At 66.6% G+C, this 11,886-nt stretch carries 15 protein-coding genes; 10 read left to right on the top strand and 5 right to left on the bottom strand.

Translation table 11 applies throughout. From position 1 onward, the window contains the following. Positions 1 to 403 precede the first annotated feature (403 nt). The 5 genes from NDO75_RS02405 to NDO75_RS02385 form a co-directional block, all read right to left on the bottom strand. Positions 404 to 2,593 carry a type B DNA-directed DNA polymerase gene (locus tag NDO75_RS02405; RefSeq protein ID WP_310904506.1) on the bottom strand — a complete coding sequence of 730 codons (2,190 nt, stop codon included), beginning with the start codon at positions 2,591 to 2,593 and terminating at the stop codon, positions 404 to 406. Further along, complete coding sequence (locus tag NDO75_RS02400; RefSeq protein WP_310904505.1) at positions 2,590 to 2,889, bottom strand: hypothetical protein; 300 nt, start codon at positions 2,887 to 2,889, stop codon at positions 2,590 to 2,592. The genes NDO75_RS02405 and NDO75_RS02400 overlap by 4 nt, the downstream gene beginning before the upstream one ends. Beyond that, the gene (locus tag NDO75_RS02395) at positions 2,889 to 3,581 is read right to left on the bottom strand and encodes a hypothetical protein (RefSeq protein ID WP_310904504.1); all 693 of its coding nucleotides are present in this window, start codon (positions 3,579 to 3,581) and stop codon (positions 2,889 to 2,891) included. Before NDO75_RS02395 ends, NDO75_RS02400 begins: the two co-directional genes overlap by 1 nt. 203 nt (positions 3,582 to 3,784) lie before the next feature. After that, positions 3,785 to 4,819, bottom strand: a complete 1,035-nt coding sequence (locus NDO75_RS02390; protein WP_310904503.1) for an orc1/cdc6 family replication initiation protein — start codon at positions 4,817 to 4,819, stop codon at positions 3,785 to 3,787. A gap of 351 nt (positions 4,820 to 5,170) precedes the next feature. Further along, positions 5,171 to 5,602, bottom strand: coding sequence for a cupin (locus tag NDO75_RS02385; RefSeq protein WP_310905164.1), 432 nt, complete (start codon positions 5,600 to 5,602; stop codon positions 5,171 to 5,173). A gap of 1,311 nt (positions 5,603 to 6,913) precedes the next feature. On the opposite strand from NDO75_RS02385, the gene NDO75_RS02380 reads away from it, so the two are divergent. The 10 genes from NDO75_RS02380 (at position 6,914) to NDO75_RS02335 (ending at position 11,821) form a co-directional block, all read left to right on the top strand. Then, the gene (locus NDO75_RS02380; RefSeq protein ID WP_310904502.1) at positions 6,914 to 7,777 is read left to right on the top strand and encodes an N-acetyltransferase; all 864 of its coding nucleotides are present in this window, start codon (positions 6,914 to 6,916) and stop codon (positions 7,775 to 7,777) included. Between the two features lie 59 nt (positions 7,778 to 7,836). Continuing rightward, positions 7,837 to 8,223 (top strand): hypothetical protein, encoded by a 387-nt coding sequence (locus NDO75_RS02375; RefSeq protein WP_310904501.1) that lies wholly within the window; start codon positions 7,837 to 7,839, stop codon positions 8,221 to 8,223. 163 nt (positions 8,224 to 8,386) lie between these two features. Beyond that, positions 8,387 to 8,902 carry a hypothetical protein gene (locus NDO75_RS02370; protein ID WP_310904500.1) on the top strand — a complete coding sequence of 172 codons (516 nt, stop codon included), beginning with the start codon at positions 8,387 to 8,389 and terminating at the stop codon, positions 8,900 to 8,902. A 54-nt stretch (positions 8,903 to 8,956) separates the two neighbouring features. Then, on the top strand, positions 8,957 to 9,307 hold the full coding sequence (locus NDO75_RS02365; RefSeq protein ID WP_310904499.1) for a hypothetical protein: 351 nt from the start codon (positions 8,957 to 8,959) through the stop codon (positions 9,305 to 9,307). 82 nt (positions 9,308 to 9,389) lie between these two features. Beyond that, the gene (locus NDO75_RS02360; protein WP_310904498.1) at positions 9,390 to 9,668 is read left to right on the top strand and encodes a ubiquitin-like small modifier protein 1; all 279 of its coding nucleotides are present in this window, start codon (positions 9,390 to 9,392) and stop codon (positions 9,666 to 9,668) included. Positions 9,669 to 9,740: 72 nt separating this feature from the next. Further along, positions 9,741 to 9,950 carry a hypothetical protein gene (locus NDO75_RS02355; RefSeq protein ID WP_310904497.1) on the top strand — a complete coding sequence of 70 codons (210 nt, stop codon included), beginning with the start codon at positions 9,741 to 9,743 and terminating at the stop codon, positions 9,948 to 9,950. Positions 9,951 to 10,052: 102 nt separating this feature from the next. Beyond that, positions 10,053 to 10,832: an AzlC family ABC transporter permease gene (locus tag NDO75_RS02350; RefSeq protein ID WP_310905162.1), complete on the top strand. Its 780-nt coding sequence runs from the start codon at positions 10,053 to 10,055 to the stop codon at positions 10,830 to 10,832. Continuing rightward, positions 10,822 to 11,142: an AzlD domain-containing protein gene (locus NDO75_RS02345; RefSeq protein ID WP_310904496.1), complete on the top strand. Its 321-nt coding sequence runs from the start codon at positions 10,822 to 10,824 to the stop codon at positions 11,140 to 11,142. Before NDO75_RS02350 ends, NDO75_RS02345 begins: the two co-directional genes overlap by 11 nt. A 50-nt stretch (positions 11,143 to 11,192) precedes the next feature. After that, positions 11,193 to 11,453 (top strand): hypothetical protein, encoded by a 261-nt coding sequence (locus tag NDO75_RS02340; RefSeq protein WP_310904495.1) that lies wholly within the window; start codon positions 11,193 to 11,195, stop codon positions 11,451 to 11,453. Then, positions 11,453 to 11,821, top strand: coding sequence for a hypothetical protein (locus NDO75_RS02335; protein ID WP_310904494.1), 369 nt, complete (start codon positions 11,453 to 11,455; stop codon positions 11,819 to 11,821). Before NDO75_RS02340 ends, NDO75_RS02335 begins: the two co-directional genes overlap by 1 nt. Positions 11,822 to 11,886: the final 65 nt, after the last annotated feature.

The raw sequence follows: 11,886 nt of genomic DNA, 5'->3' as shown, positions 1-11,886 counted from the left end.
CACGGACCTGACATCGATCGGCTGCCGAACTGAAACGATCCGGATCGGCCGAACCGTACCCAGTCTACCGATCGCGAGCTGAACCCGTCCATATCGATCTCTCTTTCGAGGCGAATACGCATATACGTGAGGTTCCGGACCGGTCGGCGCTGCTGACCGGTCCCGCTAGCGGCGCGTGTCGATGGGGTGCGTCTCGCGGCCCGTCGGCTCGAGCGGCCACCGGCCGCCCGCCGCGACGGCCGCTCGAGCCCGGGCCGAGAAGAGATCGGGCCTGACGAATTCGGGGCAGTCATAGTACGACTCAAAAGTACGCGAGCCGTGTAAGCTTGGCGCTCGTCTTCAGCGTCGCTGAACGGTCTGCTCGCCGTGACAGTCTCGACGGCGCGGCGATCGGGTCCGGTCGTCAGTCGGTAAACGTCGACAGTCGGACCGTCCGGCCGTCGCGCAGCGAGCGCCGGATCCGGGCACGGTCCCATCCCAGCGGCGAGACGACGCTCTCGCAGGCCCGCACGAGCAGCGTCGCGTAGTAGTCTGCGTCGTACTGGTGGGACTCCTCGAGCGCGAGACGGACGCGCTCGGGGCCGCGGGCGTCGTCGTCGGCGACGACGTACGTGACGGACTGACCGGGACGGCGATCGATTCCCCGACGCTCGTACCGTTGGAGCGCCGCCACAGTGTGCGTCCGCCGGCTGTAGTCGGCGAGGGGTCTCGAGACGCGGTTCGTGATCGCGAGATCGGTCGGGTCGACCGCTCCGTCGCGAAGTTCGGTCAGTCGCCGGCCGAGCACGTCACAGACGGCCTCGGGGTCGCGCTCGCGGTCGAGCGCTTCGACGAACGCGCGCTGACTGTCGGCGACGAACGCCGGCGTGCTCCGCTGGCGCAACTCGATTCCCCGGAACGTGTACTCGCCGCTCCGTCGCTTGCCGAAGTACTTCGTTAGCGCGCCCGCCGCCGCCCGCCCCCTCGTGGTTGCGTCGGCGGGACCGCCGGCTCCACCGCTCGAGATCGAGTCACGGAGGGGCACGAAACACACCCACTCGTAGCTGCCGTCGTGCTCGAGCGGGATCCCCACCGCGTCCGAAACGGTGGCGATGACGTCGGCGATCGGCTCCGGGTCGTCGATCCGCGGAGTCACCCAGAGACTGTCGACGATGCCGTGGACGATCCGCCAGCCGGCGTCTTCGAGCCGCCGTTTGGCCGTCAGCGCGATCTCGCGGGCGTAGGCGTTGATCGCCTCGTGGCACTCGATCCGGCCGAACTTGGCGTTTCGGTAGCCCTGGTAGCCGAAACAGGAGACGAGGATCCACTTGATCGCGCCCGATTCGGCGCGCAGCCGAGCGGCCGCGTCGTCGGGAGGACCGTCGTCGAGTCGCCGCTTGATGGCCGCTCGCTCGGAAATCAGCGGCTTGAGGACGGCGGGGAGGAAGCCATCGTCGTCACAGATCTCGTAGCCGAGGTCGGGGACGCGGTGGCTGCCGGCGGTGCCGTCACAGCCACAGCCGAGCGTCTCCGGACTCACGTTGCGCTCGCAGATGATCCGCGGGTACAGCGAGGCGAAGTCGATCTCGTGGACGTCATCGTGGAAGCCGACCTCGGGGGCGAAGGTGAATCCGCCGCGGTCGGCCGCGTGCAGCGTCTCCACGTCGGTAAACCGCTCGGGCTCCCACTTGTTCCACGGCGCGAGTACCCCCTCCTCTCGACGCGCGTGCCGGATCTGCCTCGAGGTCAGCAGCGTCCCGATGCTCCCCCACGCGGCTTCTTGCAGCGGGCGACCCGTCCGTTCGACCATGTACCGAATCCCCGCCAGCCCCGACTGGTGCCAGAGGAAACTGTTCGAGGTATCGACGATCGCTCGCCCCGGAATGCGGTACCGCGCCGGCGAGTGACCCGCTCGTCCGTAGCTCGCGTAGGTGTTCTCGCTCGCGAGCGTCGTCCAGCCCGGCAGCCGCCCGAGCGAAACCCCGTCGAGCCCCAGTTCGGTCGCCCGCCGCTCGAGCAGCGGCACCAGATCGGCGTGACTCACCACCAGTACGTCCGGGTCCCGACGCTCGAGGCGGCGGCCAAGCGTCCGAAGGACTCGCGTCCCGTCTCCCTCGACGGACTCGCCCCCGACTTCCAGCGCCGAGACGTCGCCGTCGGCCAGCGCGGCCTCGTCGAGCTCGAGTCGGAGCGTCCGCAGCTCGCGCGCTGGCGTCGGATCGAGCCCCCGGTCGAGACAGTAGCGAAAGCCAGGCGCGAGGTCCACGTCGAACAGGCGGTAGGTCCCGGGGGCGTGGGTCTCGCGCTCGTGGACGCCCCGGATTTCGCGAGCCAGTGTCCGAACCTCGCCGACGCGCTCGAGGTCGGCCCGAAGGACGCGGCTGCGCTCGCCCGCGTGGGCCTCGTGGAGGCTCGTCGCCCACCGTTCGACGCCGGTCGCGGCGACCTTGGGGTCGGCCTCGAGGCGATCCCGCAGATCCGCGAGCGCGTCGCCCGGCCCGGCGACGAACAGCGACGGCGCGTAGTCCTCGACGATCGTCGGCTCGGCTCCCTCGTCGGTCAGGGTCCACTCCCTGACGGTCCCGTCCTCGAACTCGACAGTGAATTGGCTCATCCGTCGGCCCCCTCGCGATCCGCCCGGCGATCGTCGTCCGCTCGATTCCCGTTCGCGTCGCGTTCCTCGCGCAGCCGCCGGAGTTCGACCTCGTGAGCGAGCAGCAGCGACAGCACGAGCGCACGCTCGGGGTCGGGCGGGTTGGCGTAGCCTGCCGCGTCGGCGAACTCCCGGGCCCGGTCGAACAGCCGGTCGAAGTCGTCCTGGTACTCCCGGCGCAGCGCCCGGCGCATCGGCTCCCACTCCGACTCGAGTCGCCGGAGCGCGTCGCGGTAGGTCGGGTTCGTCCGCCCCATCAGCCGCTCACCTCGAGCAGCCCCCGGTCGTGGGCGGCGACGACGGGATCGACCGCGTCGACGGCACCGCAGACCTCGACCCAGTACGGGATCGTCGTCTGCCAGACGGTCCCGTGCCAGTACCCCGCGGTCGCGTCCGTCGTCGCCGCCTCGTCGCCAGCGGTCTCGAAACGAATCCCTTCGCGCGTGCGAGCGCACTCGATAACGGTGTCCGCACGGTCGGCGACCGCGTCCGAAACGTCGCCGTCCCCGTCGTCGGCGCTCGTCAGGAGCACCGGACAGTCGAGCACGCTCCCGAGTTCGGACAGGATCTCGAGGCTCGCGGCCAACAGATCGTCGCGTTCCCACGCCGCGAGGTCGTCGTCCCGATAGAGGCTGGCGACGTTCGGCGCGGCGAGCAATGCCGTCGTCGGTGCGGCTCGCCGGGCGACCGCTCGCACCAGCGAGTGGTGCTGGTAGGCCGTAAACGCCCGCGCGACCCGCAGGCGATCGAGGACGCGCGGGCTCGAGGCGCAGTCGTATAGCGCGTGGGTCGACGCCGCCGACCGCGCGTCGATCCAGTAGGCCGCACCCCCGTCGCCGGTACCAGCGCCGTCGGCCAGTCGGTCACAGACCAGTCGGTGAACGATCTTCGACCGCGCCGACGGGACGTTCAGCAGCGTTACTCCGGGGTCGAGCTCGAGTCGGTGCATGTGTGAGGACTCGAGCGAGCGGTCCATAAGCGGCGGAGCCCGGTTTCCGATACTTCCGAAAACGTCGAAGCCGTCGCAATCGGCCGTTGTGGGTCCGCTCGCGGGGCGCGTCCGTTTCCGATACCGGTTCCGAAAAGAGCGCGCCGCATCGGCGTCGACGCTCGTTCGACGACGTCGGGCGGGGCTGCCGGTCCTGTCGACGGCTACGGCTCGTCGCTCGAGCCGTCGTCGCCGTCCTCGGCGACGAGCCGGTAGGTCCGTCCGCGGCGCTTGCCGACCGCCTCGATCAGGTCGTAGTGGACCATCTTCGTCAGATAGTTGCGCAACGTGCGGTTCGTCTTCGGCTCCTCGACCCGCCGCTCGTACTCGGTATAGAGATCGCCGGGTTCGATCTCGCCGGCGTCGGCGATCACGTCGTACAGCACCCGCTGGTGCTCGATCAGCCCCTCGACGGTCTGCCGGCGGATCGCCGTCCGCGCGTCCGGGATCGCCGCCTCGAGTACGTCGTCGGTGATCGCCGCCCGCCCCTCGCGTTCCGCGCGGCGGGCGGCCGAGCGGAGGATCCCCAGCCCGACGCGGGCGTCCCCCGACGCGGCGTCGGCGATCGTTCGCAGCTGCGACTCGCTCACCGCGCCGGGCTCGAGGCCCTGTTCGGCCCGCTCGGCGAGGATCGCCGCGAGTTCGTCGGTGCCGTAGCGGTCGAACCGAACCCTGGTGCCGGCGTGGAGCCGCGAGCGCACCCGATCGTCGAAGCTCGCGAACAGCTCCTCCTCGCGGTTGGCGATCAGGATCAGGGAGACGTGTGGCAACCGGTGGAGATCGTACAACGCGCCCGTCTCCTCGAGCTGGTCGACCTCGTCCAGGACGACGACGATCGGCCCCTCGTCCGCCCGCGAGAGGCGATCGAACAGTTCGTCCTTCGGCGTCGAGCGATGGACGTCGACCGCCCGATCGATCGACTCGAGGATACCGTAGAGGACGCGAAAGCGCGTGTACTCCTGCCAGCAGTTCACGTAAGCGGCCCGCACCGTCGGCTCCTGGTCGCGCAACTGAGCGAGCGTGTAGCGGGCGAGGCAGGTCTTGCCGACGCCCGTCGGCCCGAACAGGAAAGCCGGGTCCGGCCGCCCGTCGGACAGCAGCGGCTCGAGAGTCTCCGAGAGGAGGTTCACCTCGTCGTGGCGGTGAACCACCTCGCTCGGCACGAAATCCTCGCGCAGGACGCGGCCGTCGACGATCACAGCGGATCGGTTTGGGCTCGAGGGTCTTAAACGACGCCGGGCCGTTTCCGAAACTTCCGATACCGTTCTGTATCGCACTCTGTGGTTTATGTTGGCCGATATCGCAGTTCACCGCCGTTATCGCGAGGGACCGACAGGCCTCGAGACGAGAGGGTACGCGATATCGGAAATCGATTCAGATGGTGACCAAACCGGCGACCGGGCCGACTGCCGGTCGGAACAGACAATATGGCCCTGTTGGAACCCTCGATCGATGACAGGTTTCGGCAATCCTGCTGAATACACAGCGCAAATTCAGCAGAGCCGGCTGATGCGAGTGATCGGTCGGCTACTTACTCGATGAACCCCCCGTCACTCGGAAGCCATCGGGCTATCGACATTTACTACGAGCGGGCCCGAGCCGACGAAGTTGATGATACTCACCTGCTCTGTATCGGCGGGATTGATATCACGGTGGACGATTCCAGGCGGAATCTGCACGAACAGAGGAGCGGTTCCTTCGAGTCGCTGGTCTCCGTCGGGACCGTACTCAAGAACTACGCTCCCTTCAACCAGATAGATGTAGACGTGACGGTCTCCATGGTGGTGCCAGTCAGTTGCTGTGTTTCCGGCGACGCGCGATTGCACCATCACGTTATTCTCGGTCTCGAAGGCCATTCTTCTGTCAACACCTGGCGTCTCGGCAGCCGATTGGAGATCGTCCGGCGTGACGAACTCGGGAGTCACCGATCCCCCATCAGGGGCAAGGTCCCCATCTCTGATCACTGGCGAATTATCGACCATGTGTGTCACTTGTTAGCAAATCCGGTGGCTACTCTGAAAAATCTACCTCCCGGGTAGCTACTGACGCTACATCCGGCAGCGAGTTTCCACTTGTACACTGCTGCTGGCCTGTCCTGATGAATATACGCTCTATATTTAGCAGTCCGTTCCTCTCGGAATCACAGCCATATCTGTTACTAAACCGCGACCGACTTCGCAAAGCACACCGGGAGAAGCATCGGTCAACGAAATACCGTCGTATCGGTTGTAATAGCGGGTGAGTGATCCGCGGCTAAGTGGGCAATCGGTGCCCTCACACCAGGGGTCTACGATCAGCAAACAGGTGTTTACGGCTCCGTCGAACTCCTCGATAAGAGATAGGTTCTATCGATTCGGAATCGATGGAGACCAGTTCCGGGTCACAGTGAACGAAAACACGTGCGCTAGATACCGGTGAAAGTAGTTCCGCGAATTCGCTGGCTATCGTCTCGCTCGCGGCCGCGACTAGACGACCGAACGGGATCTATGAGGATTGCAAACACGTTTTTCGAGGTGTTCGACGGATATGCCTTCAGTACTCGAACGACAGCGTTTGGTACGCGCGAACCGCTGGGTCTACGTAGGTGAAAGTGAGTCGCCGTTCTTCGAACCAGGCTTGAACACGGTGTCGACGGCGTACGCTCCGACGCTCGTCACACTACCACGAAACGGCGTGTCGGAAATTCGACACCGGCATTCGTATTCGACTGCTGGAGTGAACGGAGATCAGCAGTGGAACCGAGCGTCGTCTGTACCCGAATTCGTTTTCTCGACCGTCGGAAGCCGCGTACTGTGAAAAGCACGGGACAGGCCGATAGAGACGGACACGACCGCACCGCCCGCAGCCGCGAGCGGAAATCGCTGACGCGGTCGTCGGAACTGCGAATCGGTCAGAGGAGATACGCTCGTTGAGTCCGCGTTCAGGGGGTTGCCGGTCATCTCTCGAGCTGCCGCGGATGCACCGACTATCCGATCGCGACTCGAGCGGTGCCGAAGCGATAACCAGACCGTCGCGGTGCGGTTCGCCGACCGATTTCGAAACGGGGATGCAGCGCTGGTCGTCGATTCCCCACCTCGTAAATCAAATAGTGCGATATCAAATTTTCGTTCGTTCCGATAGCGAGCCACGATGCGAAACCGAGCGCTAATCGAGGATTGTCCGGACGCTGAGACTTCGAACGTGCGTCGAAACGAGCACCGGTTCGCGAGCAATGGACGACTTCGCTGTCGTCCGGCGCAGCCGGCGGCAATACGCGTTGCATACTAATGTCGTCGGTCGGCGGGACCGTCCGTATGAGCGTCTACCCGGCGGAATCGTTCGCGGACGACGTCCAGCGTCGCGTCTACGAGTACGTCGAACAAAACGGTGCCGTCACGCCGGCCGAACTCGAACGGTCGATCCGAATCGAGACCGGCCGCCCCGACTCGAAACCCGCTCGGTCGGGCGCCTACACCGAGACCGCCCCCGCCGAGTCGGACGACCTCCGGTCGTGCATCGAGGCGCTGAAAACCGAGGGGTACCTGACCGAGGACGACGGCACGCTCCGTGTTGCGCTCTCGGCGACGCCGACCGACCTCGAGTGCGAGGACGGGACCGTCACGATCCGGCCGGCGCGCGAAGAAGACCGGGACGGAATCGTCGAGACGATGCGGGCGGTCGCCACCGACGGCACGTACGTCGTCGCCGAGAACGTCGCCGCGGAGCTCGAGCGCGACCCGGCGCTCGTCCGGGCGAACGAGGAGCGCTCGCGGGTGTTCTTCGTCGCGGTTCTCGAGTCGGAACCGGGAGACGACGAAGCGGCCGAGATGGAGGGAGACGAGAGCGCCGACGATGCATCCGTAGCGAGCGGCGAGGTCGCCGGCTGGCTCCACCTCGACGCGCCGGAACTCCCGGCGCTTCGCCACACGGCCGAACTGACCGTCGGCGTCGATCCGGACTACCGGCGACAGGAGATCGGCTCGTCGCTGCTCGAGTACGGCCTCGAGTGGGCTACCGACGAGGGGTATCGGAAGATCTACCAGCACGTGCCCGCGACGAACGAAACCGCGATCGAGTTCCTCGAAGCGAACGGCTGGCAGCGTGAAGGCGAACACGAGGGACAGTACTGCATCGACGACGAGTTCGTCGACGAGATCATGCTGGCGACGTGGCCCTGATCGGGAAATGACACTGCGGGACGAACATTTTCATGGCAGTCGGTTGCATACCACGACGTATGGACGAGATCACACTCGGCGTCCCGGAACCGATCCTCGAGCGCTTGCCGGCCGACGACGACACCGCGGCAACGGACATGCAGGAGGCGGTCGCGGGCTGGGAGACGCAACTCAACCGGGCGATCGAAGCCGCCGACGACGACCGGGAGGCGGCGAGTCGCGTCCTCGAGGCGATCGACCGCTTCGAAGAGCGGTACGAAACCTACGACGAACTGGTGCCCGAACTGCGAGCGTGGGGCCAGTCGCCGATCTACGCGATCGCGTGGCGGACGCTGTACGCCGACGTGATCGCCCAGCTCCACGAACACGACGACCTCGGCGAGCACCTCGATCGGGAGCGAAACGCGCGGCTGGTTGCGGACGGAATTCGAATGAGCGATCTCTGACAACCACCGGTGACCGAGCCGATTATACCAACTGTGGAATACATTGGCAAACGTAGCCGAACCGAATTAGTGGCCCGATATCGCCGGTTCTGATGGGCGTGGCAGAGTAAGTGACAGTCCGAAGAGGATAACGGTTTTGTAGTCCCACTCGAGAGATAGTGATGTGGCGACGACTACCGACGGACACGTCTCGGATCGCCCCGATGCGATCGACCTGACGACGCGCGTTCGCCGTCGGCTGCTTCCAGCGCTCCACCGGGTCAAGGAACCGCTGGGCGGCTACGCCATCTGTCGACAACACCCGGCGGAGTACGTCGGCACCGTCAGGCGCGATCTGGAAACGGTCCGATCGACGCTCGAGGAGATGGACTTCGAACCGGAGCCGATCGCGTCCCTGAAGGTCCACGACGACGGCCGGCTCTCGGCCGGCAGCTGGGTCCGGCGCGAATCGACGCTCGCGCGGTGGCAGCTCCACGTCGCGCTGTTTCGGACGAGCGGCGGCATCGAGGTGTTCGCCCACCGCGAGTACTCGTGGCTCCGCCACCCCTACAAGCACTATACGCAGGAGGGGTGGGATCTCGCCGGCGGCGTCGAACGGATGCGGTCGTTGCTCTCGGACCACGGCGTTCCGTTCTGGATCGAGCGGGAACGGGCGAGCCACGACGCCGGCGAGCCGTAACCGGCGGCACGTCCATCCCAAGCGTTCAAATCCGCAGCCTCGCTAGAAGACGGTATGGAGTTCGCTGTGTCCCGCGAGGGGACGACGCTCGTGACGCTGCACGGAGGATCCGATACGACCGCCTGCGACGAGGCGACCGCGACGCTCGCGGACACCCTCGAGACGCTCGCCGCCAACGGGCCGATCACCGACTGGGAGATCACGGACGCCGAGGTCTACGAGCACCCGACCGCGCCGTTCGATCCGTACACGATTTCGCTCGCGTTCGCGGTGACCGTCACCGTCGAGGCCGGCGACGCGGACGCGGCGGCCGAACGCGGCGCGGCAGCGATCGGCGACGCGCTCGAGCGAGCCGACCTCGATTCGATCACGTACACGTCGTCGCCGATGGCGTCGACGGCCTGAGACGGGGTCGACTGCCACGCCCGCGGCTGAGTCGTGACCGTTGACCGCCCGAACTTATGCCGCCCGACGACGAGTGTCACGTATGGACATCGATCTCCGATTTTTCGCCACGTTCCGGGAAGCCGTCGGCGAGAAGGAGCGAACGCGGACGGTCGAAGACGACGCCACCGTGGGAGACGTACTGGCGGCGCTCGAGGGCGAATACGAGGGGCTCGAGGGACGACTGCTCGCGGACGGGGCAATCCGACCGCAACTGAGCGTGCTGAAAAACGGCCGGAACGTGGTCCACATGGCCGGCGTCGAGACGACGCTCGAGGAGGGCGACGTGGTATCGGTGTTTCCACCGGTCGCCGGCGGCTGACGACACACAGTGCCGAGCGACCCGCGGGGGACACCGCCGAACGTTTTTGTCAGTCGAATCTAATTATCGATCGTGCTCGAGGACATCGCTACCCTGCTCGTCGAGGGCGCGTTCGACTGGCTCGTCGATCGGAGACGGAACCGAACGGGACTCGAGCAGTTCTGCCTGCTCTTCGGGCTCATCGGTCTGCTGCTCGCGGTCGCCGTCGCAGTCGCGACCGAGCTGTGGTACGGGCTCGCACTCGGGATCGTCGGGGGCGCGTTGTTCGTCTACGGCGTGTGACCGAATCGCTGGGCCCGATCGGACCGGTCGACTTTCGGGTCGTTGTCGGGCGATTTCGAGACCGATTTAGGGCTCGTCGACTTCGAGACGGCCGTGAGCGAAATCGACGGGAGCGAGCCGACCGAAGGCGTTCGGGCCCGCGAGACGGTTGACGATTCGACCGAGAGCGGGCGAGAAGCGGCCGACGGGGACGCCGCGGCGGTGACGTTCGACCGCGAGGGGATCCGCGCCGGCTTTCTCACCTGTCTCCCGGTCGCGCTCGGGGTCGGCGGCTACGGGATCGCGTTCGGCATGCTCGCCCGCCGGGCCGGACTGAGCGTCGCGGAGGCGACGCTGATGAGCGCGACCGTTCTCGCGGGTGCCGCTCAGATCGTCGCCGTCGAACTCTGGGCGGAGCCGCTCCCGGTCGCGGCGATCGTCCTCACGACGCTCGCGATCAACCTGCGCTACTCGCTGATGGGGGCGGCGCTGGGACCGTGGCTCGAACGGCTCGCGCCGGCCCGGAGCTACGGGAGCCTCCTGTTGATGGCCGACGAGAACTGGGCGCTGACCATGCGCGAACTGAAATCCGGGAGCGGCCGGGGCGCGTTCCTCCTGGGAACCGGTATCGCTATCTGGGTGTTCTGGGTCGCGGCGACGGTCGTCGGCGCGGCCGCCGGCGGCGTGATCGGCGATCCAGCACGGTACGGCCTCGACTTCGTCCTCGCGGCCGTCTTCGTCGCGCTGGCGGTCGATCTCTGGGAGGGACGGCCGACGCTCGTGCCGTGGCTGGTCGCGCTCGCCACCGCCGTCGTCGCCGCGGCACTCCTGCCGGGTCGGTGGTACATCCTGCTCGGCGGGCTCGCAGCCGCCGCGGTGGAGGTGGTCCGCCATGATCGGTGACGGCGCCCTCGCGTTCGAGCCGCTCGTCGTCGGAACGATCCTCGCGATGGCGCTCGTGACCGCCCTCGCAAAGGTCGGCGGCTTCTGGCTCTTGCGCCGGATCGAGGTGAGCGACCGGCTCGAGGCGGGGCTCTCGGTGCTACCGGGCGCGATCGTGATCGCGATCCTCGGACCGGAGCTGGCGGCCGGCGGGCCGGCCGAGTGGGGCGCGGCCGGCGTCGTACTGGTGGTCATGTGGCGAACGGAGAACATTCTGCTGGCGCTCTGTGGCGGCGTCGGCGCGGTCGTGTTGTTCCGGGCGCTCGTCTGACCCAGTACCGTCGAGCGCGAATTTATCAGTCCGGCCGTCGAACCGAGGGTATGGCAACACGTCTCGAGCGCTCCTTTCGCGGCATCTCCGAACGGCTCGCGATCCGGTATCTGACGAACCTCGGCGGGGAGCAGGTGACCGAGGACACCGTCGAGGGCGACGACTGGACGGCGACGCTGTCCTCGGAGAAAGTCGGCGTCGGGCCGTCGCTGCAGTTGACCGAGGTGACCGTCGCTTTCGAGGGCGCGGAAGACACCCTCGAGCCGCTCGTCGAGCAGTTCGCACAGAAGGCAATGCGCGCGGGTGGCTGATGGCGGGCGAGCCGATCGAGGGGCAGATACTCCTGCTCACGGCCGCCAAAGCGAGCGTGCCGGCGACCCGACTCCCCGATCTAATCGATCGGGCACAGACGATGTTGGGGCGGCGGATCGAGCGGTATCGTCAGGAGTTCGAACGATTCTACGCGGGCGAGGACTGCGAGGTATTCCTCGTCGAATGGGGTCACTGGGACGAGATCGGCGCGGAGCTCGGCGTGAGCGACCGGGAACTATCCGCGATTCGGCGCGCACACGAGGAACAGCTGATTCGCATCGGCCGACGAACGGACCGCGAAAGCGAGGTCGAGACGGCCCTCGAGATCCGTGAGGCGGTCATCATCGGGGTCAGTGACGGCACCTAGGTTCGGCCGACGGTCACGGCGCAGTCACCCGAGCTTCTCGCGGTCGATGGCAACTCTAAAGATCA

It is taken from the genome of Natrinema sp. 1APR25-10V2, from assembly GCF_031626495.1.
GTDB lineage: Archaea > Halobacteriota > Halobacteria > Halobacteriales > Natrialbaceae > Natrinema.
This window is presented reverse-complemented; position numbering and strand designations above follow the sequence as displayed.